The sequence below is a fragment of the Allobosea sp. P4_H5 genome, assembly GCF_056400825.1.
In genome coordinates, this window is record NZ_JBFUKM010000002.1 from 267,545 (window position 1) to 289,853 (window position 22,309).

At 67.1% G+C, this 22,309-nt stretch carries 17 protein-coding genes; 12 read left to right on the top strand and 5 right to left on the bottom strand.

What is annotated here, in order from left to right; genetic code table 11:
• Window positions 1-27 precede the first annotated feature (27 nt).
• Window positions 28-537, top strand: a complete 510-nt coding sequence (locus tag AC1DS0_RS05255) for a helix-turn-helix domain-containing protein (RefSeq protein ID WP_476813330.1) — start codon at window positions 28-30, stop codon at window positions 535-537.
• A 67-nt stretch (window positions 538-604) separates the two neighbouring features.
• Here the strand turns inward: AC1DS0_RS05255 and AC1DS0_RS05260 are convergent, their stop codons facing one another.
• The gene (locus tag AC1DS0_RS05260; protein WP_476813331.1) at window positions 605-1,471 is read right to left on the bottom strand and encodes a LysR substrate-binding domain-containing protein; all 867 of its coding nucleotides are present in this window, start codon (window positions 1,469-1,471) and stop codon (window positions 605-607) included.
• Window positions 1,472-1,576: 105 nt separating this feature from the next.
• On the opposite strand from AC1DS0_RS05260, the gene AC1DS0_RS05265 reads away from it, so the two are divergent.
• From AC1DS0_RS05265 to AC1DS0_RS05295, 7 genes are all read left to right on the top strand, one after another.
• Window positions 1,577-2,722 (top strand): 2-aminoethylphosphonate--pyruvate transaminase, encoded by a 1,146-nt coding sequence (locus tag AC1DS0_RS05265; RefSeq protein ID WP_476813332.1) that lies wholly within the window; start codon window positions 1,577-1,579, stop codon window positions 2,720-2,722.
• Window positions 2,723-2,732: 10 nt separating this feature from the next.
• Window positions 2,733-3,986 (top strand): phosphonoacetate hydrolase, encoded by a 1,254-nt coding sequence (gene phnA / locus AC1DS0_RS05270; protein ID WP_476813333.1) that lies wholly within the window; start codon window positions 2,733-2,735, stop codon window positions 3,984-3,986.
• A gap of 2 nt (window positions 3,987-3,988) precedes the next feature.
• Window positions 3,989-5,440 (top strand): phosphonoacetaldehyde dehydrogenase, encoded by a 1,452-nt coding sequence (gene phnY, locus AC1DS0_RS05275; protein WP_476813334.1) that lies wholly within the window; start codon window positions 3,989-3,991, stop codon window positions 5,438-5,440.
• Window positions 5,441-5,546: 106 nt separating this feature from the next.
• Window positions 5,547-6,566 carry a putative 2-aminoethylphosphonate ABC transporter substrate-binding protein gene (locus AC1DS0_RS05280; protein WP_476813335.1) on the top strand — a complete coding sequence of 340 codons (1,020 nt, stop codon included), beginning with the start codon at window positions 5,547-5,549 and terminating at the stop codon, window positions 6,564-6,566.
• A 113-nt stretch (window positions 6,567-6,679) separates the two neighbouring features.
• Window positions 6,680-7,771: a putative 2-aminoethylphosphonate ABC transporter ATP-binding protein gene (locus AC1DS0_RS05285; RefSeq protein WP_476813336.1), complete on the top strand. Its 1,092-nt coding sequence runs from the start codon at window positions 6,680-6,682 to the stop codon at window positions 7,769-7,771.
• Window positions 7,768-9,483 carry a putative 2-aminoethylphosphonate ABC transporter permease subunit gene (locus tag AC1DS0_RS05290; RefSeq protein ID WP_476813337.1) on the top strand — a complete coding sequence of 572 codons (1,716 nt, stop codon included), beginning with the start codon at window positions 7,768-7,770 and terminating at the stop codon, window positions 9,481-9,483. The genes AC1DS0_RS05285 and AC1DS0_RS05290 overlap by 4 nt, the downstream gene beginning before the upstream one ends.
• A gap of 13 nt (window positions 9,484-9,496) precedes the next feature.
• Window positions 9,497-11,161 (top strand): Na/Pi cotransporter family protein, encoded by a 1,665-nt coding sequence (locus AC1DS0_RS05295; RefSeq protein ID WP_476813338.1) that lies wholly within the window; start codon window positions 9,497-9,499, stop codon window positions 11,159-11,161.
• Window positions 11,162-11,242: 81 nt separating this feature from the next.
• Here AC1DS0_RS05295 and AC1DS0_RS05300 read toward each other — a convergent pair whose 3' ends face one another.
• Entirely contained in the window at window positions 11,243-12,166 is a 924-nt protein-coding gene (locus tag AC1DS0_RS05300; RefSeq protein WP_476813551.1) for a LysR substrate-binding domain-containing protein, read from the bottom strand.
• A gap of 144 nt (window positions 12,167-12,310) precedes the next feature.
• Between AC1DS0_RS05300 and pbfA the strand changes: the two genes are divergently transcribed.
• Together pbfA and AC1DS0_RS05310 are read left to right on the top strand one after the other, a co-directional pair.
• Complete coding sequence (gene pbfA / locus AC1DS0_RS05305) at window positions 12,311-13,672, top strand: (R)-1-hydroxy-2-aminoethylphosphonate ammonia-lyase (protein WP_476813339.1); 1,362 nt, start codon at window positions 12,311-12,313, stop codon at window positions 13,670-13,672.
• Between the two features lie 10 nt (window positions 13,673-13,682).
• Entirely contained in the window at window positions 13,683-14,693 is a 1,011-nt protein-coding gene (locus tag AC1DS0_RS05310) for a 2-hydroxyacid dehydrogenase (RefSeq protein ID WP_476813340.1), read from the top strand.
• A 198-nt stretch (window positions 14,694-14,891) separates the two neighbouring features.
• On the opposite strand, the gene AC1DS0_RS05315 is transcribed toward AC1DS0_RS05310, so the two are convergent.
• Together AC1DS0_RS05315 and AC1DS0_RS05320 are read right to left on the bottom strand one after the other, a co-directional pair.
• Window positions 14,892-17,309: a GcvT family protein gene (locus AC1DS0_RS05315; RefSeq protein ID WP_476813341.1), complete on the bottom strand. Its 2,418-nt coding sequence runs from the start codon at window positions 17,307-17,309 to the stop codon at window positions 14,892-14,894.
• Between the two features lie 73 nt (window positions 17,310-17,382).
• On the bottom strand, window positions 17,383-18,153 hold the full coding sequence (locus tag AC1DS0_RS05320) for a DeoR/GlpR family DNA-binding transcription regulator (RefSeq protein WP_476813342.1): 771 nt from the start codon (window positions 18,151-18,153) through the stop codon (window positions 17,383-17,385).
• Between the two features lie 395 nt (window positions 18,154-18,548).
• On the opposite strand from AC1DS0_RS05320, the gene AC1DS0_RS05325 reads away from it, so the two are divergent.
• Both AC1DS0_RS05325 and AC1DS0_RS05330 read left to right on the top strand, forming a co-directional pair.
• Window positions 18,549-19,634, top strand: a complete 1,086-nt coding sequence (locus AC1DS0_RS05325; RefSeq protein WP_476813343.1) for a GNAT family N-acetyltransferase — start codon at window positions 18,549-18,551, stop codon at window positions 19,632-19,634.
• Between the two features lie 10 nt (window positions 19,635-19,644).
• Entirely contained in the window at window positions 19,645-20,643 is a 999-nt protein-coding gene (locus AC1DS0_RS05330) for a glycosyltransferase family 2 protein (protein WP_476813344.1), read from the top strand.
• Between the two features lie 198 nt (window positions 20,644-20,841).
• Here the strand turns inward: AC1DS0_RS05330 and AC1DS0_RS05335 are convergent, their stop codons facing one another.
• Window positions 20,842-22,149, bottom strand: coding sequence for a lipopolysaccharide biosynthesis protein (locus AC1DS0_RS05335; RefSeq protein ID WP_476813345.1), 1,308 nt, complete (start codon window positions 22,147-22,149; stop codon window positions 20,842-20,844).
• Window positions 22,150-22,309: the final 160 nt, after the last annotated feature.

The window sequence follows — 22,309 nt, forward strand, 5'->3', positions numbered from 1 at the left end:
GATCAGGATGTCCGGTTCGGGAATGCCGTGCGCACGCGCCGCACGCAGCTCGGCGTTACGCTCGACCAGCTCGCCGGGACGAGCGGCGTCTCGGCGGCTGCGTTGTCGCGGGTCGAGCGCGGGCTGCTCAGCCCGACATTGCGCAACGCGATCGCCATTGCCCGCGGCCTCGGCCTGGAGCTCGCCGAGCTTGTGGAGCGCGACAACGCCCAGATCACCCGCGTCGGCGAGAACTTACGCTTCTTCGACGATGTGACGGGAATCGAGCGGTTGACGCTGGCGCGCCCGACACCGGATCTGGAGCTCTTGTCCTACAGCGTTCCGCCGGGAGCGACATCAAATCGCTTCGCGCCGCATAAGCCGGGAACTCGCGAGATTTTCCACATTCTCGCCGGCCGCCTAGAGGTCCATGCCGGGCAGGAAACGATCACGCTGAACGCTGGCGACACTGCGACGGTGCTGGTCGATACCGAGCATTGGTTCAGCAATGTCGGCGAGCAGCCGGTGCGACTCATCCTGACGGTGCTCGGTCCCTGACGCCGCGGTTTGGCGACGCTGGAATGCCTGCGCCCGGCGGTGCGGGCGTCCTGAGCGGAGCTGCCCTTCAGAGGTTCTGAACCGTCTCGAAGAAGCTGCGCACCAGCGGCAGGCGCTGGCGTTCTGCCCGGCAGACGACGTATTCGCCGACGTCGAACTCGGCTCCGGTGATGACGATGCGCTTCAGGCCGGCTTCCGACCTGAACTCGGAGGCAAAGACCACGCCGATGCCGAAACCGAAGGCGACGGCCTCGCGGACGGCCTCGCGCGACTGCACCTCCAGCAGGTTCGCGGGCTTGATCCCGGCGACCGACAGCCGGTTTTCGAAGACCTCGCGGGTGATCGAGCCGCGCTCGCGCAGGACGATGTCCTGGCCGGCGAAAGCCTCGATCGGCAACTGCTCGTGCCTTGCCAGCTCGTGCTGGTCCGAGACGAAGGCGATGAGATCGTCGGAGCGCAGCTTGATGCTGTGGATGCGCGGGTCGGAGTTGGCGCGCGCCGTGATCGCCACATCGGCGGCGAAGTCCATGATCTGGTCGACGACCTCCGAGGAATTGCCGATCGTCAGCGAGAAGGTCAGGCCCGGATAGCGCTCGCGCATGCGGGCGAGGGTGGCCATGACATGGGTGGCGCTGTCGGCCGCTATCCGTAGATGTCCCCGCTGCAAGGTGCGGCTGCCGGCGAGCAGGGACTGCGCCTCGTCCTCCGCTGCGAACAGCCTGGCCGTGATGACGAACAGGCTCTGCCCGAGCGGGGTCAGCTTCACCTGCCGGCCGGCACGATCGAACAACCTGACGCCATAGGCGTCCTCCAGCCCGCGGACCTGGGCGGATAGGGTCGGCTGGCTGACATTGCGGGTCCTGGCGGCGCCGGTGAAGCTCTGCGCCTCGGCCACGGCATGGAAAGCGGAGAGCCCGGAATAGCTGATGGCCATGCCATAGATCCTATCTATGGATGATATGGAAACGATGTATTGGACCTATGTCAACCGCGATCCTAGCGTCGAGATCACCCGCCGCAACGACATCGCGAGACCATCATGGCCCAGGCCCGCCGCCCTGCCTCCTCCGAAACCGGTGACCCTCTTCTGCTGACGCCCGGCCCGCTGACGACGAGCAAGGCCATCAAAGAAGCGATGGTGCACGACTGGGGCTCGCGCGATGCCACTTTCGTCGGGATCAACAAGGCTGTTCTCGAGGAGCTGCCGAAGATCATCCATGGCGGCGAGGACTTCGTCACCGTGCCGATGCAGGGCTCCGGCACCTTCGCCGTCGAAGCCATGCTGACCACCTTCGTGCCGCGCGACGGCAAGATCCTGGTCCTGATCAACGGCGCCTATGGCCAGCGCGCCAAGCGCATCCTGGAGATCGCGGGCCGCGCCGTCGTCGTCCACGAGACCGCCGAGGACACACCGCCTGATCTTACCGAGGTCGACCGCATGCTGGTGGCGGATGCCGGCATCACTCACATCTTCACGGTCCATTGCGAAACCACCAGCGGCATCCGCAACCCGGTCGAGGCGATCGCGGCGCTGGTCAAGCGCCATGGCCGCCGGTTGCTGGTCGACTCGATGAGCGCCTTCGGCGCCCTGGCGCTCGACAGCCGCGAGGTCCATTTCGACGCGGTCGCGGCGTCCTCGAACAAGTGTATCCAGGGCGTTCCGGGCCTCGGCTTCGTCATCGCCCGCAAGAGCGCGCTCGCCGAGACCAAGGGCAACGCCACCACGCTGGTGCTCGACCTCTACGACCAGAACGCCGGCTTCGAGCGCACCGGCCAGTACCGCTTCACCCCGCCGATCCACGTCATCGTCGCCTTCCATGCGGCGCTGCAGGAGTTCTGGGCCGAGGGCGGCGTCGCCGGGCGTGGCGAGCGCTATGCCGACAACGCCCGCATCCTGATCGAGGGCATGCAGGAGCTCGGCTTCCGGACGTTGCTGCCGGCGGCCCGGCAGGCGCCGATCATCGTCACCTTCCACATGCCGCAGGACAAGAACTTCGTGTTCCAGCGCTTCTACGACGCGCTGAAGGATGCCGGCTACGTCATCTATCCCGGAAAGCTCACGGTTGCCGACAGCTTCCGGATCGGCTGCATCGGAGCGCTGGGCGCGCAGGACATGCGCAATTTCGTCGCCACCGTGTCGTCGGTTCTCGACGAGATGGGCGTCGGCCTGAAGTCGGCCGCCTGAGGAGCAGATCATGACGGTTCATACGAAAATCGACGGCGCGGTCATCGCCAACGGCCGCGGCTATGCCCGCCCGGCTCGTCCGACGGTGGTGATCTGCATGGACGGCTCGGAGCCGGCCTATATCGAGGCGGCCAGCGCCAAGGGGCTGACGCCGAACCTCGACCGGATCATGAAGACGGGGGCGAGCACCTACGCCTATTCGGTGATCCCGAGCTTCACCAACCCGAACAACCTCTCGATCATCACCGGGCGCCCACCGGCGGTCCACGGCATCGCCGGCAACTTCTTCTACGACCGCGAGGCCAAGGAAGAGGTGATGATGAACGATGCGCGCTTCCTGCGCGCTCCGACCATCCTCGCCGAGTTCCAGCAGGCCGGCCTCAAGGTCGCGATGGTCACCGCCAAGGACAAGCTGCGCACCCTGCTCGGCAAGGGGCTCGACTTCACCAGCGGCTCGGCAATCGCCTTCTCCTCCGAGAAGGCCGACAAGGCGAACAAGGCGGAAAACGGCATCGAGAAGGTGCTGGATTTCGTCGGCATGCCGGTGCCGTCGGTCTATTCGGCTGACCTTTCGGAGTTCGTCTTCGCCGCCGGCGTCAAGCTGCTCGAGAGCTTCAAGCCGGACCTGATGTACCTCTCGACCACCGACTATGTGCAGCACAAGGCGGCGCCGGGTTCGGAGATGGCCGACAGCTTCTACGCCATGTTCGACGGTTATGTCGGCAAGCTCGATGCGCTTGGCTGCACGCTCGTCATCACCGCCGACCACGGCATGAACGACAAGCACCTGGCCAATGGCGAGCCGGACGTCATCTATCTGCAGAGCCTGATGGACGAGTGGTACGGCAAGGGCACGATGCGGGTGATCCTGCCGATCACCGACCCTTACGTCGTGCATCACGGCGCGCTCGGCTCCTTCGCCACGGTCTATCTGCCTGACGGCGCCAGCCAGGAAGAGGTCGCCGCCCGCATCTCCGGCCTCGACGGCATCGCGCTCGCGGTAACGGCGGCCGAGGCCTGCGAGCGCTTCGAATTGCCAGCCGACCGGATCGGCGACGTCGTCGCGATCTCGAACCGGCAGAAGGTGATCGGCACCTCGCCCGACAGGCACGACCTCTCCGGCCTGACCGAGCCGCTGCGCTCGCATGGCGGCATCACCGAGCAGCGCGTGCCGATGATCGCCAACCGGCCGATCACCGTCCCGGACGGGCGTATCCTGCGCAATTTCGACGTCTTCGACGTCGCCCTCAACCTGGTGCACTGACGATGAACGCGACCGTGAAGCCGCCGGTGCGGCGCGAGGCGATGCGGATCGCTGGCAAACTGGTCTCGACCGAGGACATGGTCGAGGTCCGCAACCCCTATGACGACAGCGTCGTCGGGCTCATTCCCGCGGCAAGACCTGAGCATGTCCGCGAGGCCTTCGCCAAGGCCAAGGCGTTCAAGCCGGTACTGACGCGCTATGAGCGCCAGCGCATCCTGCAGAAGACGGCCGAACTTCTGTTCGCACGCAAGGAAGACTTCGCCCGGCTGATCACCGCCGAGGCCGGCTTGTGCTGGAAGGACTCGCTCTACGAGGCCAGCCGCGCCTACGACGTCTGGTCCTTCGCGGCCCAACTCACCATCAAGGACGATGGCGAGATGTTCTCCTGCGACATCTCGCCGAACGGCAAGGCCCGCAAGATCTTCACGACGCGCCAGCCGCTGCTCGGGGTGATCTCGGCGATCACGCCGTTCAACCACCCGCTCAACATGGTCAGCCACAAGCTGGCGCCGGCGATCGCGACCAATAACCGCCTGGTGCTGAAGCCGACCGAGCTGACGCCGCTGACGGCGCTGGCGCTGGCCGACGTGCTCTACGAGGCCGGGTTGCCGCCGGAGATGCTGTCGGTCGTCACCGGCAATCCCTCGACCATGGGCGATGCGATGATCACCGATCCCGATGCGGACCTGGTGACCTTCACCGGCTCGGTCCGGGTCGGCAAGCACATCGCCAATACCGCCGGCTACAAGCGCATCGTGCTCGAGCTCGGCGGCAACGATCCGCTGATCGTGATGGAGGATGCCGATCTCGACAAGGCGGCCGAGCTCGCCGTCACCGGCGCGACCAAGAACTCCGGCCAGCGTTGCACGGCAGTGAAGCGCATCCTGGTGGTCGAGAGCGTCGCCGAGGCCTTCTCCAAGCTCGTCGTCGAGAAGGCGAAGAAGCTGAAATGCGGCGACCCGATGGACCCGGCGACCGATGTCGGCACCGTCATCAACGCCCGCTCGGCCGCGCTCTTCCAGGCCCGCGTCGACGATGCCGTGACGAAGGGCGCCGAGGTCCTCTACGGCAAGCGGGCGGAAGGAGCGCTGTTCCACCCGACCGTGGTCGACAAGATCCCGTACACCTGCGAGCTTGTGCATGAGGAGACCTTCGGCCCGGTCATCCCGATCATCAGGGTGCCCGACGACATCGCCAAGGTCATCGCGATCTCGAACTCGACTGCCTATGGTCTGTCTTCCGGCATCTGCACCAACCGCTTCGACTACATCCAGCGCTTCGTCGCCGAGCTGGAGGTCGGTACGGTCAATCTCTGGGAAGTTCCGGGCTACCGGATCGAGATGTCGCCCTTCGGTGGCATCAAGGACTCCGGCCTCGGCTACAAGGAGGGCGTCGTCGAGGCCATGAAGTCCTTCACCAACGTCAAGACATGGTCGATGCCCTGGAGCGCGTGACCTGAGAAGACCAACGCAGGCGGAGCGATCCGCCTGCGTTTTTGCATGTCAGGGGAAGAAGCGTCGAAAGAGCGTTCAAACCGATCAATAAAGAGGGGATGAGATCATGAAGAACTGGCTTGCTACCTGCCTCGTCGGCGCCTTTGCACTCGCGCTTCCTGGCGCCGCCCTGGCGCAGAAGACGAAGGTGACGGTCTACACTGCGCTGGAGAACGACCAGCTCGGCCCGTTCAAGGCGTCGATCGAGAAGGCCGTGCCCGAGGCGGAGGTGGTCTGGGTCCGCGACTCCACCGGCGTCATCACCGCCCGCTTCCTGGCCGAGAAGGACAATCCGCGGGCCGACATGGTGATGGGCCTGGCGGCGTCGAGCCTCTTGATGTTCAAAAAGGCAGGATTGCTCGAAGCCTACAAGCCCGCCGGCGCCGACGCGCTGAAGCCGGTCTTCCGCGACGGCAACGAGCCCTACACCTGGACCGGCATGGACGCCTATCTCGGCGTCGTCTGCTTCAACACCGCCGAGGCCAAGGGGGTCCCGGTGCCGACCTCATGGAAGGACCTGCTCAACCCGGCCCTCAAGGGCAAGATCGTGATGCCGCATCCCGCCTCGTCCGGCACGGGCTATCTGATGGTCGCGGGCTGGCTGCAGAGCATGGGCGAGGCCGAGGGCTGGAAGTTCATGGACGGCCTGCACGAGAACATCGCCGCCTATCTGCACTCCGGCTCCGCTCCTTGCGTCCAGGCGGCGCGCGGCGAGCGCACCGTGGGCCTGGCGCTCGACATGCGCGGCGCCTCCGAGAAGAGCAAGGGCGCGCCGATCGAGGTCGTGATCCCGAAGGAAGGCGTCGGCTGGGAGATGGAGGCCAGCGCCATCGTCAAGGGCAGCAAGAACCTCGCCGTTGCCAAGAAGGTCGCCGACTGGTCGACCACCAAGGAGGCCAATGAGCTCTACTCGAAGACCTATGCGATCGTGGCGGCGCGGGGCATCGAGAACAAGCCCGCCAACTATCCCGCCAATGCCGAAGCGGGGATGATCAAGAACGACCTGTCCTGGATGGCCGATAATCGCGACCGCGTCCTCGCCGAATGGTCGAAGCGCTACGAGTCGAAGGCGGCGCCCAAGAACTGACGCCATCGCGCCGGCCTGGCCCGCCGCGGCGGGCCAGGCCGGCGCGTTTCATGCAGGGCGTGATGGCAGATCGCGCCCGAAGCCAGCTGCGCGTTCAGATGAAGGTCGGCAAGATGAGCACGAACACGGCTCCGTTTATCTCGATCCGCAAGCTCGCCAAGAGCTTCGGCGCCTTCCAGGCCCTGCGCAGCATCGATCTCGACATCCACCGCGGCGAGTTCGTCTGCTTCCTCGGCCCGTCGGGCTGCGGCAAGACCACCCTGCTGCGCGCGATCGCCGGCCTCGACCTGCAGGACAGCGGCAGCATCCAGATGGGCGGGCGCGACGTCTCCCATGCGAGCCCGGCCGAGCGCGATTTCGGCATCGTCTTCCAGTCCTATGCGTTGTTCCCGAACCTGACGGTCGCCGACAATGTCGGCTATGGCCTGGTCAACCGCCGTCGCCCGTCGGCCGAGATCACCCGGCGCGTCGACGAACTGCTCGCGCTCGTCGGCCTGCCCGAACAGAGCAAGAAATACCCGATCCAGCTCTCGGGCGGGCAGCAGCAGCGCGTCGCCCTGGCCCGCGCACTCGCGACTGCGCCGGAGCTGCTGCTGCTCGACGAGCCGCTCTCGGCGCTCGACGCCAAGGTCAGGATCAGGCTGCGCGACGAGATGCGCTCTCTCCAGCAGCGGCTCGGCGTGACCACGATCATGGTCACCCACGACCAGGAGGAGGCCCTCGCCATGGCCGACCGCATCGTCGTGATGAGCGACGGCGCCGTCGAACAGGTCGGCACGCCCGAGGAGATCTATCGCCGCCCGGGCACGCCTTTCGTCGCCGATTTCGTCGGCCATATGACCTTCCTCGACGCGGTGGTCACCGGGCCGGGCCAGGTGCGCGTCGGCGAGCTCGATCTCCTCGTCGCAAATGCCGCGCCCTTTGCCGTGGGCACGTCGGTGCGGCTCGCCATGCGTCCCGAGGAGGTCCGCACCCGCTCGATCACTGCCGAGACCCCCAATCGCTTCGACGCGACGATTGGCGATCTCTCCTTCCTCGGCTCCTATTGCCGGGCGCATCTGGAGCCGACGAATTCGCGCTCGACCAGGATCGCTGCCGATTTCTCGACCAATGCGATGCGCGACCTCGCCATCCTGCCGGGGCAGGTGCGCACGGTCGCCTTTCCGCCCGAGGCGCTGCATGTCTTTGCCGGGGGTGGTCGATGAGCCATGCCGCGACACCGCTGACGATGACAAGCGCCGCCGTGAAGATCTCGCCGCCGCGGCTCAGCGAACGCCATGTCGCCGGCGTGCTGATCCTGGCGCTCTGCGCGGTGCTCATCCTGATCATCGCCCTGCCGCTCTGGGCGCTGCTCTCCAAGAGCCTCGAGGATACCCAGGGGCGCTTCGTCGGGCTGGCGAACTTCGTCAGCTATGCGACGACGCCGACACTGCTCTCCTCGTTGACCAACAGCGTGCTCGTCGCCAGCGTGACCACGGGAATCGTGCTGCCGCTCGCCTTTCTCTACGCCTACGCCCTGCGCCGCAGCTGCATTCCCGGCCGGGGGCTGTTCTATGCCGCGGCGATGGTGCCGGTCTTCGCGCCCTCGCTGCTGTCGGGCCTGGCGCTGATCTACATCTTCGGCAATCAGGGCCTGCTCAAATCCTGGATGATGGGCGCCTCGCTCTACGGGCCGGTCGGCATCATCGGCGCCGAGGCGCTCTACAGCTTCCCCCATGCCGTGCTGATCCTGGTCACCGCGCTCAGCCTGTCGGATGGCCGCCTGCGCGAGGCGGCCGAGGCGATGGGCACCACGCGCTGGCGCATCTTCCACACGATCACGCTGCCGGGCGCGCGCTATGGCGTGATCAGCGCGGCCTTCGTGGTCTTCACGCTGGTGATTACCGATTTCGGCATCCCCAAGGTGATCGGCGGGCAGTTCAGCGTGCTTGCGACCGACGCCTATCGCCAGGTTGTCGGCCAGCAGAACTTCCCGATGGGCGCCGTCGTCGGCATCATCCTCTTGGTGCCGGCCGTGCTCGCCTTCTTCGTCGATCGTGCCGTCCAGCGCCGCCAGAGCGCCATGCTCTCGGCTCGCGCCGTGCCCTATTCGCCGCGGCCCGAGCGGCGCCGCGACCTTGCGCTCCTCGCCTTCGTCAGCGCGATGGCGCTCGCCATCGTCGGCCCCTACGGCATCGCGATCTGGGGCTCCTTCGTCAAATACTGGCCCTACAACCTGTCGCTGACGCTGAACAATTACGACTTCGCCACCGTCGATCCCGAGGGCTGGACTACCTACGGCAATTCGCTCCTGCTGGCCTCGCTGACCGCGGTGATCGGCACGGCGCTGATCTTCATCGGGGCTTATCTGATCGAGAAGGTGAAGCTGTTCCCGCGGTTGCGCGCCTTCGCGCAGTTCCTGGCGATGCTGCCGATGGCGGTGCCCGGGCTCGTGCTCGGCCTCGGCTATGTCTTCTTCTTCAATGCCGGCTGGAACCCGCTCAACGCTCTCTACGGGACGCTGACCATCCTGGTGATCAACACGATCGCCCATTTCTACACCGTCGGGCACATCACTGCCCTGACCAGCCTGAAGCAGATCGACGGTGAGTTCGAATCGGTCTCCGCCTCGCTCAAGGTGCCGTTCTGGTCGACCTTCCGGCGCGTCACCGCGCCGATCTGCCTGCCGGCGATCCTCGACATCGCCGTCTATGTCTTCGTCAACGCGCTGACCACGGTCTCGGCCGTGATCTTCCTCTACGGCGCCGATACCAAGCTCGCCTCGATCGCCATCGTCCACATGGACGAGGCCGGCGCCATCGCCTCAGCCGCGGGCATGGCGAGTGTGATCATGCTGACCGCCATTGCCGTGAAGCTCGCCCATGTCGGGCTGGACAAGCTGGTGTTCGGCCGCCTGCAGCGCTGGCGGCAGCGCTAGCGGGAAACGCGTTATGACCGGGCAGACGCCGACCCAGATCCTGCTCGCGCTTGCCGGCGAGGTCGCGCTGCTGCTCTGGAGCGTGCAGATGGTGACGGCGGGCATCTCCGCCGCCTTCGGCAGCCGCCTGCGCGCCGTGCTGGCGACCGGCCTCGACAGCCGCTGGCGCGCCTTCGGGGCCGGCGTGCTTGTGACCGCGGGCCTGCAGTCCAGCACCGCCACGGCGATGATGATCGCCTCCTTCTCGGGTGCGGGGCTGATCGCGCTCGCGCCGGCGCTGGCGATGATGCTCGGCGCCAATGTCGGCACGACGCTGATCGTCCAGTTCGTCAGCTTCGATACCAGCATGCTCGTGCCGCTTCTGATCCTGGCGGGCTATGCCGGCATGCGTCGCTTCGGACGGCTCCCGGCCAGGGAAAGCGCGAAAGCGCTCTTCGGCCTCGGCCTGATGCTGCTGTCGCTGCGGCTGATGCAGGCCACGATGGGGCCGGTCGAGCACTCGCAGGTGCTGCGCACGGTGCTCGGCTCGCTCTCGGACGATCCCCTGATCGCGCTGCTGCTGGCGGCGGCCCTCAGCTTCGCCGCCCATTCCTCGCTCGCCGCGATCCTGATCGTGATGAGCCTCGCGGCGACCGGCGTGATCGGCACCCCGACCATGCTGGCGATGGTGCTGGGCTGCAATCTTGGCACGGCGATGAACCCGTTCGTCCAGGCGCTGAAGGGTAACGCCGCCGCTCGCCGGGTGCCGCTGGGCAATATCGCCAACCGCGTCCTGGGCTGCCTGCTCGGGCTGGCGCTATTGCCCCTGCTGACCCGGCTCGTCGAGCAGCTCGCCCTGACACCCGCTCAGGCGGCTGCCCTGTTCCACCTGTCCTTCAACCTCGCGATGGCGGGGCTCTTCCTGGTGCCGCTGCCGGGGATCGCGCGGTTGCTGATGCGCCTCCTGCCCGAGCCTGCCCCGGAGGCCGACCCCTCACGCTCGCGCTATCTCGACAAGTCCGCTCTGGCGACGCCGACCATCGCTCTCTCCAACGCCACCCGCGAGGTGCTGCGCATGGTCGATGTCGTCGACGACATGCTCAAGACCTCGCTCGCCGCTTTCGAAGGTGACGACCTTGCCCGCGTCGCCGCAGTGAGCCGCGCCGACGACGTGCTCGACAGCCTCTACAACCACATCCAGCTCTATGTCGGGGCGATCGCCGAGACGGCCCTGTCGGAGGCCGACGAGCGCCGGCTCTCGGCGGTGCTGGTGCTGGCGATCAACCTCGAACACATCGGCGACATCGTCGAGAAGAACCTGATGCAGATGGCGGGCAAGCGCATCGAGGACCAGCGCCGGCTGCCGCCCGAGGCTCTGGCGCGCATCGCCGACATGCATCAGCGGCTGCGCGACCATCTGCGCCTGGCGATCACCGTCTTCATCTCCGAGGACGAGCCGACGGCGCGCCGGATCATCCGCGAGAAGGAGACCTTCCGCGAGCTCGAGCGCGAGGCGATCGAGTCGCACCTCGCCGAGATGCGCACCGGCCAGCGCGAGGCTGTCGTCGTCAGCGCGCTCCAGCTCGACATCACCCGCGACCTCAAGCGGATCGATGCCCATATCGCCGCGACCGTGCATGGGCTGCTGGAGCAGAAGGGCGCCCTGATCGGCAGCCGGCTCCTGCGCGCGGCGGAGTGAGAGGGCTCAAATCTCCCGACAACTCTCGTCATCCTGGGCGAGCGCAGCTCGTCCCGGGATCCATCGTAGAGTTCCGGAGCCCTACGATGGATCCCGGAGCTGCGCGCCTTCGGCGCTTGTCCAGGATGACGGCGTGATTCCACGCAATGCCCGTGCGGTCGCAAAGAAGGCCTGGATCGCCTTGCTGTTGCGTCGGTCATGCAGGCAGATCAGCGTCTCCCGCATCAGGAGCGGCGGGCCGTCGAGCGCGATGCGGGCAAGGCGCGGATCGTCCTCGCCGAATTCCGCCGCTGAGACGAAGCCGATCCCGCCGCCCGCAGCCACGATCGCCCGGACGGCCTCGCGCCCCTCCGCCTCCACCGCGTAACTGAGCGCGATGCCGCCCTCTGCTGCCCGCTGCTCCAGCATCTGGCGGGTGCGCGAGCCCGGCTCGCGCATGATCAGCGGCCAGTCACCGAGCTCCGCCAGCGAAAGGCTCGCCCGGGCGGCGGCCGGGTGGCTGCGGGCGGCGAAGGCGATGATCGGCGAGATGTTGAGCGGCAGAACTGCGAAGGGGCGCTCATCGCCGAGTTCGCCGAGCACGCCGATATCGGCGTCGTAGCCGGTCAGCATCTCGATGATGCTGCCGGTATTGCCGCGCGCGACGCTGACCTGGATGCCGGGATGGCGCTCACGGAAGGCGGTGAGCACGTCGAGCACGTGCTGGACGGAATCGGCGACGATCCGCAGCGAGCCCGTCCGCAGCGAGCGCTCCTCCTGCAGCAGCTCCAGCGCCTCGCCTTCGGCGCCGAACAGGCGATGGGTAACGGCCAGCAGCCGATGGCCCGCCGGGGTCAGGACGATCTGGCGATGGCGTCGGTTGAACAGAGCGACGTCGTATTCCTCCTCCAGCCGCCGGACCTGGTCGGAAATCGCCGGCTGGGTGAGGTGCAGCGCCTGCGCCGCCTTCGAGAAGCCGCCGGACAGCGCGACCTGGTGGAAGGCACGGAGCTGGACATAGCGCATGGCGAGGAAGACCCGTTCGGAGCGAGTGGGCATGATATCGCTAGAATTTATATGAAGATATGAATTAACGATTTTTCAGATCATTCGGTTGCCGCCATTCTGCCTCCCGTCGCGCCGTGCTGGGGCGTGAAACGGGAACTCCTCATGCGCGCCGAAGCTTCTGCGATCGTTCACACCGAGGGCGAGTCCAACACCTCTGCGGCCCGCAGCGGCTGGAACGCCGGCATCGGCGACGAGGCGACGCGCGACCTGCTGGCGCGCGACTCTGCCGCCTTCCTGCACCAGAGCCTGTCCAGTCCTTGCCTCACCGCCATCGCCAGGGCGGAGGGCATCTGGATCGAGGACACGATGGGGCGGCGCTACATGGATTTCCATGGCAACAGCGTCCACCATATCGGCTACGGGCACCCACGCCTCAAGGAAGCGATCAAGGCGCAGCTCGACGATCTCTGCTTTTCGCCGCGCCGCTTCACCTGCGAGCCGGCGGTCGAGCTCGCCGAGACGCTCGGGCTCTTGGCGCCGGGCGATCTGAGCAAGGTGCTCTTCACCACTGGCGGCTCGGATGCGATCGAGGTGGCGCTGCGGCTCGCCCGCGCCGCGACCGGCCGGTTCAAGACCCTGTCCTTCTGGGACGCCTTCCACGGCGCCGGCTTCGGTGCCTCCAGCGTCGGCGGCGAGGCGACCTTCCGCTCCGGCATCGCCGGGCCGCTTCTGTCCGGCGCCGAGCATGTCGCGCCCTGGGGCACGCGCAACTGCGCCTATGGCCACGACAGCTTGGAGGATTCGGCCCGCGCCTGCGCCAGGATGATCTCCTATGTGCTCGCGAAAGAAGGGGACATCGCCGCCGTCGTTGCCGAGCCGATGCGGGCGACGCCTTATCCGCCGGCGCCGGGCTTCTGGAAGAGCGTTCGCGAGGCCTGCGACCGGCATGGCACGCTGCTGATCTTCGACGAGATCCCGACCGGGCTCGGCAAGACCGGGCGCTTCTTTGCCCATGAGCATGACGGGGTGCAGCCCGACATGGTCGTGCTCGGCAAGGCGCTGGGCGGCGGCATCCTGCCGATCGCCGCCGTCATCGCCCGCCGCGATCTCGACGTTGCCGGCGGCTACGCCATCGGCCACTACACGCATGAGAAGAACCCGGTCACCACCCGCGCGGCGCTGACGACGATCAATATCATCCGCGAGGAAGGGTTGACGGAGCGGGCCGCCGAGCTCGGCGCTTATGCGATGGACCGCTTGCGGAACTTCAGCGAGCGCTGCCCGTCGATTGGCGATGTCCGTGGGCGCGGCCTGTTGTTCGGGGTGGAGCTGGTGAAAGACCGCGCCGATTTCACGCCCGACAATGCTCTCGCCGAACGAGTCTATTATCGCTGCCTCGAAGGCGGGCTGAGCTTCAAGATCAGCCAGGGCAACGTCCTCACCTTGTCGCCGCCGATGGTGATCACGCGCGCCGAACTCGACCAGGCGCTCGACATTGTCGAGCAGGCGATCCTGGCGGGTTGAGGGGACGGTGATGAAGGCTGTGCGCACTGACCGCGAGCTGGAGTGCCCTGAGATCGACGCCGGCCTGCGCGCCCGGGGCGTCGAGCTCATCACGCTGCCCGACGGTATTTCCGAGGAAGCGCTGGCGCGGGAGGTCGCCGACGCGGACCTTCTGCTGATGTGCTACACGCCGATCACGGCGCGGGTGATTGCGGCCGCCAAGCGGCTCAAGGGCATCGTCAAATACGGCGTCGGCATCGACGCGATCGACATTCCGGCGGCGATGGCGCGCGGCATCCCGGTCGTCAACGTACCCGAATATGCCGAGGAGACGGTCGCCGAAGGCGCCTTCGCCCTGATGATCGCGCTCGCCAGGCGGATGCCGGAGATCGGCCGCGCCATGCAGAGCGAGGGCTGGATCTGGCCGGCACAGCGCTGGCTCGGCCGGGACATTGCCGGCGCGACGCTCGGGCTCGTCGGTGCCGGCAGGATCGGGCGCAGCATGGCGCGGATGGCGGGGCAGGGCTTTCGCGCGCGGATGCTCGGCTATGATCCGCATATCGGCGCTGACGCCATGGCCGCTTCGGGGATCGAGAAGGCCTGCGACCTCCACGCGATGTTGCGGCAATGCGACTTCGTCTCGCTGCATTGCGTCCTGAACGCCGCGACCCGCCATGTCGTCGGCCGGGCGGAGCTTGCCTGCCTCAAACCCGGCGCCATCCTCGTCAACGTCTCGCGCGGCGCGCTGATCGACGAGGCGGCGCTGGTCGAGGCGGTGCTGGCCGGGCGGCTCGGCGGTGTCGGCCTCGATGTCTACAGCCAGGAACCGCTCGCCCGGCAAGGCCATCCGCTCAGCCTGCTCTTCGGGCGCGACGACGTCATCCTGTTCCCGCACCTGACCTTTTTCACCAGCGAGGCGATGCAGCGGCTCTCCGACGACACGCTGGCGCGCTGTTTCGAGGTCCTGGAGGGGAAACCGGTGCAGATCCGCTCGCACGATCCGCGCCTGCGGGCGCAGACGCGTAATGTCATGTTTGCGTGAGGCGAGGGCTCCGAGCGAGCAGGGCGGGATCGTCTAGGGAATGCGGATATTCCTCGGAACCACTTCGTCATCCTGGACAAGCGGCGAAGCCGCGCAGCTCCGGGATCCATCGTAGGGCGTCGCACTCTACGATGGATCCCGGGCCGAGCTTCGCTCGCCCAGGATGACGGTGGTGGTTCCGTGGGAACTCAACACGCTCTAGGGGCCGCGGTCGAGCGGCGCGGCGAGGCTGGCGGTGACGGGGACCGTGGTGCCGGCGAGGTCGATCGTCCAGCTGCGGGCATCGAGCCAGGCCTGGTCTATCGCCTCGTCGCTCTGCGCCCAGCCCAGGGCGACGATGCCGCCCAGGCTCGCACCGAACGCTGCCGAGGTGATCTCGCCGACCGGCCTGCCGTCGGCCAGGATCGCCTCGCCGCCCCAGGCCATCTGGCCGTTCGGGCGAGGGCCGACAAGCGCCACCAACCGTTTTGTGCGCGGGGCCGCGCGGGCTGCGGTGAGGGCGTCGCGGCCGACGAAATCGCCCTTGTTCAGCTTCACGGCGAAGCCGAGCCCGGCCTCGTATGGATTGATGTCCGGCGTCAGCTCGCGTCCCCAGGCGCGGAAGCCCTTCTCGATGCGCAGCGAGTCGACGGCGTAGTAGCCGACATCGACGAGGCCGAGTTCGGCGCCGGCCCCGTGCAGTGTATCGTAGATGGCGGCTGCGAATTCGACCGGCACATAGAGCTCGAATCCATCGCCCAGATAGGAGCGGCGGCAGGCCCAGGTGGTGGCATAGCCGATCGTGATCTGCCGGATGGCGTTGGCCGGAAAGTCGGCGAGATCGAACGAGGTTGGCGAGACGCGAGCCAGGATCTCCGGCACCTTGGGGCCGGCGAGCGAGAGCACGGCATAAGCCGAGGTCACATCCGTCAGCGTCACGCCGACGGGAAGCTGGCGCCGGATCCAGTGGGCGTCGCGGGTCGCTTGTGCGGTGCCGGTGAGGAGGAGATAGGCGTCGGGCGCAATGCGGGCGGCGGTGAGATCGCTCTCGAAGGTGCCGCGTCCGTTGAGCAAAGCGGTGTAGACGGAGGTGCTGACCGGCACGGCGACGTCGTTGGCGGCAAGGCGTTGCAGCGCGGCTTCGGCCTGCGGCCCCTGCAGCAGGAACTTGGCGAAGCTGCTCATATCGACGAGCCCGGCCGCCTCGCGGCAGGCGCGATGCTCGGCAGCGACCGTCTCGAACCAGTTCTGTGGGCCGAAGGAGTAGCGGATCGTGCGTTCGTCCTCGCTGCGGGCAAAATAGTTGGCGCGCTCCCAGCCCATCTTCGAGCCGAAGACGGCGCCCTTGGCGGCGAGGCGATCATAGAGTGGCGAGCGCCGGAACGGCCTGGCGGTGTCGAGCTCGCGGTTGGGCCAGGGCATGGCGTAGTGCAGGCCGAGCGTCTCCTTGATGCGATCCTTCAGCCAGGCCGGGTTGTTGTTGAAGTCGGCGAAGCGGCGGATGTCGACCGGCCAGAGATCGCTGGTCGCCTCGCCGGCGACAATCCATTCGGCGAGTGCGCGGCCGGCGCCGCCGGCCGAGGCGATGCCCATCGAGTTGAAGCCCGCGCCGACATAGACGCCGGCGACCTCCGGGGCCTCGCCGAGCAGGAAGTTGTTGTCGGGCGTGAAGCTCTCGGGACCGTTGAGGAAGGTCTTGATCTCGGCCGTCTCCAGCGCCGGCACGCGCTGCAGCGCGTTCTCCATCAGGATCGCGAACTGGTCCCAGTCGTCGGGCAGGAGCTGGAATTCGAACGGGTAGGGGATGCCCGCCATGCCCCAGGGCTTGGCGTCCGGCTCGAAGCCGCCCATGACGAGGCCGCCGACCTCCTCCTTGTAGTAGGTGTAGCCGTCGGGATCGCGCATCACCGGCAGGTCCGGTGTTACGCCCTCGATCTTGCCGGTGACGATGTACATGTGCTCGGCCGAATGCAGCGGCACCGAGACGCCGCACATCCGGCCGACCTCACGCGACCACTGCCCGGCGCAGATCGCCAGCACCTCGCATTCGACGCGGCCCTGGTCGGTGAGCACGGCTTTGACCCGGCCCTTCTGCGTCTCGACGCCGGTGACGCGGACGCCTTCGCGCACGATCGCGCCGCCGTTGCGGGCACCACGCGCCAGGGCCTGGGTGATATCGGACGGATTGGCCTTGCCGTCGCCGGGAAGCCAAACGCCGCCGACGAGATCATCGGTGCGCATCACCGGCCATTTGTCGCCGGCCTCCTTCGGGCTGAGCTCCTCGATCTCGACGCCCTGGGCGCGGGCCGCCGAGATCGTGCGGCGCAGCTGCGTCATCCGTTCGGGCGTGCGGGCGACCGAGACCGAGCCGCAGCGCTTCCAGCCGGTGGCGAGTTCGGTCTCGGCCTCGAGCGAGGCGTAGAGTTCGGTCGAATAGCGGATCAGCCGCGTCATGCTGGACTGGCTGCGCAACTGGCCGACGAGGCCGGCCGCATGCCAGGTGGTGCCGCAGGACAGGCGGCCCTGCTCCAGCAGCAGCACATCGCGCCAGCCGAGCTTGGTCAGGTGATAGGCGAGCGAGCAGCCGATGATGCCGCCGCCGATGATGACGACGCGAGATTGAGTGGGAATGGACATGAGCGCCTCCGCGATGGAGGCAGTCTAGCGCTCTCGACTCATAAAACAACAAAAAACCACAAAAACGGGCAAATCAGGAAATGCGCACTGCGACCCCTCGTTCCGCCAGTTTCGCGGCGATGGGCGCGGGCGGAGCCTGATCGACCAGGAGGCCCGCGCAGGGCCCTTCGCTGCCGATGCGGCTGGGCAGGACGAGCCCGAACTTGCTGGCGTCGGCCATCAGGAAGCCTTGCTCGGCTGCACCCAGCAGCGCGCTGCGGATCGCCGCCCCCGCACGGGTGTAGTCGGTCAGGTGCCCATCCGGATCCACGCCGCCGACGCTGATGAAGGCGATGTCGGCGGAGAGGCGGGCGATTGCGCGCAGGGTCTCGGCGCCGGTCGTCGCATCCTCGTTGCGGTCGAACTCGCCGCCGATCAGGAAGACGCGGGCGCCGGGCAGCCGGCTGGCCAGCCGCGCATTCTCGAGCGAGGTGGTGTGGACGACCAGCCGTTTGCGATCTGACCGCGCGATTGCGCGGGCAAGGGCCTCGGTCGTGGTGCCGGAATCGAGCAGGACGGTCATGCCGTCACCGAGCAGCGAGACCGCGAGATCGGCGATCTTCTCCTTGCCCGCGCGGTTCACGGTCCGGCGGCTGGCGAAGGAGGCCTCCGAACGCTCGTGCCGGACCGCGCCGCCATGAACCACCGAGAGCAGGCCGCCTGCGGAGAGGGCCTTGAGATCGCGCCGAACCGTCTCGCGCGAGACATCGAGCGACTGGGCGAGCTCCTCGACGGTCACCGAGCCCTGCTTGTCGAGAGTGGCGAGGATGGCCTGGTGCCGCCGCGCAGCGATGTCGCGTGTCATGGAAGCGAGACCGAGAATCCTGGCCGGGCGGGAGAGCCGACGTCACCGGACATATGGAGTTGGCCCGCGCTTGGCAATCGAACCGGCGCGGTGCGGCCGACGTGCTCTGTCGAGTGAACCTGCCGAGGGAAGCGTGCCCCGCAGCCCAATCTCCATTTTACGCATCGATTACGATTTAAACGTATAAGTTGTATAGAGAGAGCTGATCCAACCAGATGGACATGGCTCGCCCTTCGAGGCGCGGAGGCGCCGGTTTTACGAGGAGGTAGATGACGATGCCCGGTCGCAGCGTGCTTGCATCGAACCCGAGGCGCGGTCCGGCCTTGGCGATTGCGGCCTAGATGTCGTTGCGAGAGTCGCCGATAGACGTTCGAGCGCGTGCTGGGCGCAAGGGCGTGGTCAGGCCGATGACCGGGGCGGATGTGCCCGCAGTCGCCCGGTTGTTCCTGAAGGTCTTCAGGGGGGCGGACAGGCCGGCGGATCAGGAGCTTCAGCACTATCTGTGTACCCTGGCCCTGGCGTCTCCGTCCCATGACGAGACGCTGGGCACGCAGGTCTACGAGCAGCAGGACGGGCGCATCCGCAGCGCCTTGCTGGCGGTGCCGATGCGTTTCGTCGCTTGCGGAACCGTCCTGCCGGGGAGGCTGCTCGGCGTCTTCATGACCGATGCCGAGAAGGAGGCCGCCGGAGCGGCGCAGCTCATCCTCGCCTTGCGGCCCAGGCGCGCCGATTTCGCCTTCTGCGACAGTGCCTCGCCGGCGAGCCGCGACCATCTCCTCGCGATCGGGGGCAGGCCGATCCCGGTGCAGAACCTGGAATGGGCGCGCAGCTTCCGCCCTGTGGGCGCTCTCATCGGGCGCGTCGCCGAGCGTTTCCTGGGTGGCAGGCGCTTCGGACTATCCGTCCTCGCGCGTCCTCTCGACAGCCTGTTGCGGCGCCGGCTGCCGCTGCAGGACGCGGCGGAAGCGGGGGCCGCCGAGGTCGTCGAGATGCCCGTTCCGGATTTCCTCGTGCAGGCGCCGCGGCTCGTCGCCCACTATGCCGTGCGGCCGCTCTGGAGCGAAGAGGAGCTCTCCTGGCTGGTCGCGCTGGCGGCGCAGAACACCCGGTTCGGCGCCTTCGCGATCCGCGCCGTCGTCGATCGTGCCGGGGCGATCATCGGCAGCTTCGTCTACTATGCGGCGCCGGGGCGCAGCGCGCATGTCCTCAACGTGCTTTCGCTCCCTGGCCGGGAGCCCGCCGTCCTCGGCGCGATGTTTCGCCATCTCGACGAGACCGGCCATGTCGAGGCGCGCGGCCGTGCGCAGTTCGCCCTGATGGCCGGGCTCTCGCTGCAGCGCTGGCTCGTCTTCCGGCACCGAGCCTTCGCCGCCGTGCTGACGCGGGTTCCGGAGATCAACGATGCGGTCGCGCGCGGCGATGTCTATGTCGGCGGCCTCGCCGGCGAGGACTGGAGCCGGCTCCTCGGCGATTTCCACTGAGGCGGGTGCGATGGCGGTCTCGGTCATCCTCAAGACGCTCAACGAGGAAGCAAGGATCGGCGCCGCGATCGAGAGCGTGCTGGCGGCCCTCGATGGGATCGGTGGCGAAGTTATCGTCGCCGATGGTGGCTCGCGCGACCGCACGCTCGCCATTGCCGCGCGCTACCCCGTCCAGGTGGTCCAGCTCGAGCCGACGATCCGGCCGAGCTGCGGCATTGGCCCCCAGCTCGGCTTCCAGTATAGCCGCGAGCCGTTCGTCTGCCTGATGGATGGCGACATGCTGCTCGATCCCGGCTTCCTGCCCGAAGCGCTCGCCTTTCTCTCAACCAATCCCCGTGCCGCCGGCGTGACCGGCCATGTCGAGGAGATGAACGACACCAGCCTCGAACATGTCAGGCGCGGGCGCCGGATCTCGCCGGAGAACCGGATCGGCACGATCGACCGGATGAATGGCGGCGGCCTCTATCGCCGGGAAGCGGTCGAGCAGGCGGGTTACCTGTCGGATCGCAATCTGCACGGCTACGAGGAGTTCGATCTCGGCCTGCGCCTGCGGGCGCAGGGCTGGACCCTGCATCGTCTCGACCGCCGCTTCGTCCGCCATTTCGGCCATGCGATCAACGCCTATGCGCTGCTGCTGCGGCGCTGGAAGTCAGGCTATCTGCGCGGCATCGGCGAATTGCTGCGCGCCGCGCTTGGCCAGCCGCAATGGCCGCGCCTGGTCGCGGAGTTGCCGGAGCTGAAGCTCTGGGCCGTCGTCTATCTCTGGCTGGCCGCGATGATCGTGCTGCCCTTCGTGTTATCGAGCCCGGCCCTGGGGCTTGCGATCGACGCTGCCCTGACCGCCGGCATCATCAGCATCATGAGCTTGCGGCAGAAGAGCCTGTCGCTCGGCCTCTATGCGGTCGTCGCCTGGCTGTTCCATGCCGCTGCCTTGCCGCTCGGTTTTGTCCAGGCGCGCAAGGCGCCGGAGGCCTGGATCGAGAGCCGGGTCGTCAGCGAGGGATCATGAGGGCGTGATCTGGAAGTACGCCGTCTTTCCGGGACTTCGCAAAGCGAAGGACCCGGAACCCAGAACCGATGCCGGTTGTGGCGAGGATGCTGCGATCGACCCGCATTTCCGGGGAAGGCATCGGTTCTGGGTTCCGGGCTCAGGCCTATCGGCCTGCCCCGGAAAGACGGCGTGCTTCCCTCTGAAGAAAAGCGCGATCTAAGGCCTCGCTTGGATGAGATCGGCCGCCTGCAGCCGGCTCTTCCGGGCGAGGCGGAGCAGGACCAGCCAGGCTGCGATGACGATGGCGCCGTCGATGACATAGAGCGCGACGAAGGTGCCGATCGGCGCCGCCAGCCAGGTCGCGACCGCGATGACGACGCTGCCCGCAAGGTTGGCGCCGTTCAGGATCCAGGCCCGCGCATCCTGCCGCCCCGAGGCGCCCAGCAGGTCGACCGCGGCCGCCCAGGCGCCGACGAGGATGATGGTGCCGCAGAGGCAGCGCAGGAAGAACGGGAGATCGTGATAGTCACGGCCGAACAGGGCAGGAAGCCAGGGCGCCAGCATGAACAGCGTGAGCGCTGTCGTCACGCCGAGGGCGAGCGCCGCGAGCAGGGCCCGCTTGGCCGTGGGCAAGGCGAGATGCAGGCCGTCGCGGCTCTCCCTCGCCAGGCGCGGATAGAGCAGCCGGTTGAGCGCGTCGATCGAAAGGTAGCTTGCGTCCATGATCCGTCTCGCGACGCCATAGCTGCCGACCGTCTCGATCGGGGTGAACAGGCCGATGACCAGCAGGTCGACATTGGAGCGGATGGCCCGCGCGGCGAATTGCGATGCGAACAGCAGGCCGGCGCGCAGTTCCTCGCGCCGGATCGCGAGCCGTGGCCGGCCGAGGGGCGAGAGCCAGATGGCTCCAAGTAAAGCGTAGAGAAGATTGCCGCCGCACTGCCAGAGCGCCCAGTCCGACAGGCTCGAGACCTTGAACGCCAGGCAGGCGAGGACGGCCGTGGCCATGCGCGCGGCAGCGAAGCCGACGACCGCGCGGTTGGCGCTATGAACCCGTCCGAGGCCGAGGAAGGCGGTCTCGACCAGCAGGATCAGCCGCACGAGGACGACATTGCTGAAGAACAGCAGCGCCAGGGTCGGTATGTCGACCGAAGGGCCTGAGCCCAGGCGGGCCCAGGACGACATCGCCGCGACACCGCCGATGACGAGCACGGCTCCGCTCAGGCCGATCAACAGAAGATTGTGACCGAGCAGACCCGGATAGCTCCAGGGTTCGCGCGAGACCCTGCGCAGCAGGCAATCGGACGCGCCCAGGCCGCAGATTTGAACCGCAACTGCGGTCACGGCCGAAATCTGCACGAACAAGCCGAACTCGGCCGGCCCGAACGCGCGCGCCAGGATGGCGAAGGTCACCAGCTGCGAGAGGGCGGCCGATGCCAGAGATCCGCTCGACAGCAGGTAGTTGACGAGAGCGGGACGGGCGACCCGAATGCTTCGGCTGACGTCGGTCAGGTTTGTTTCCAATTACTGTTCCTTTAATGTTTATATGAATGACATTTGCATTTTTGATCGTGTTTCCAAAACTTCATCGAGACTTACATTTACTTTAAATATTACATTCAAAAATTGATAGTTTCAGGATTGGTGATCTCTAGTTCCTGATTCTTTCTTTGAGAAGGGCATG

Coding starts and splice junctions, on each gene's coding strand:
- AC1DS0_RS05260 (WP_476813331.1), bottom strand. CDS start 1,471: ATGGCCATCAGCTATTCCGGGCTCTCCGCTTTCCATGCCGTGGCCGAG.
- AC1DS0_RS05330 (WP_476813344.1), top strand. CDS start 19,645: ATGGCGGTCTCGGTCATCCTCAAGACGCTCAACGAGGAAGCAAGGATC.
- AC1DS0_RS05290 (WP_476813337.1), top strand. CDS start 7,768: ATGAGCCATGCCGCGACACCGCTGACGATGACAAGCGCCGCCGTGAAG.
- AC1DS0_RS05315 (WP_476813341.1), bottom strand. CDS start 17,309: ATGTCCATTCCCACTCAATCTCGCGTCGTCATCATCGGCGGCGGCATC.
- AC1DS0_RS05285 (WP_476813336.1), top strand. CDS start 6,680: ATGAGCACGAACACGGCTCCGTTTATCTCGATCCGCAAGCTCGCCAAG.
- AC1DS0_RS05265 (WP_476813332.1), top strand. CDS start 1,577: ATGGCCCAGGCCCGCCGCCCTGCCTCCTCCGAAACCGGTGACCCTCTT.
- phnA (WP_476813333.1), top strand. CDS start 2,733: ATGACGGTTCATACGAAAATCGACGGCGCGGTCATCGCCAACGGCCGC.
- pbfA (WP_476813339.1), top strand. CDS start 12,311: ATGCGCGCCGAAGCTTCTGCGATCGTTCACACCGAGGGCGAGTCCAAC.
- AC1DS0_RS05300 (WP_476813551.1), bottom strand. CDS start 12,166: ATGCGCTATGTCCAGCTCCGTGCCTTCCACCAGGTCGCGCTGTCCGGC.
- phnY (WP_476813334.1), top strand. CDS start 3,989: ATGAACGCGACCGTGAAGCCGCCGGTGCGGCGCGAGGCGATGCGGATC.
- AC1DS0_RS05310 (WP_476813340.1), top strand. CDS start 13,683: ATGAAGGCTGTGCGCACTGACCGCGAGCTGGAGTGCCCTGAGATCGAC.
- AC1DS0_RS05295 (WP_476813338.1), top strand. CDS start 9,497: ATGACCGGGCAGACGCCGACCCAGATCCTGCTCGCGCTTGCCGGCGAG.
- AC1DS0_RS05320 (WP_476813342.1), bottom strand. CDS start 18,153: ATGACACGCGACATCGCTGCGCGGCGGCACCAGGCCATCCTCGCCACT.
- AC1DS0_RS05280 (WP_476813335.1), top strand. CDS start 5,547: ATGAAGAACTGGCTTGCTACCTGCCTCGTCGGCGCCTTTGCACTCGCG.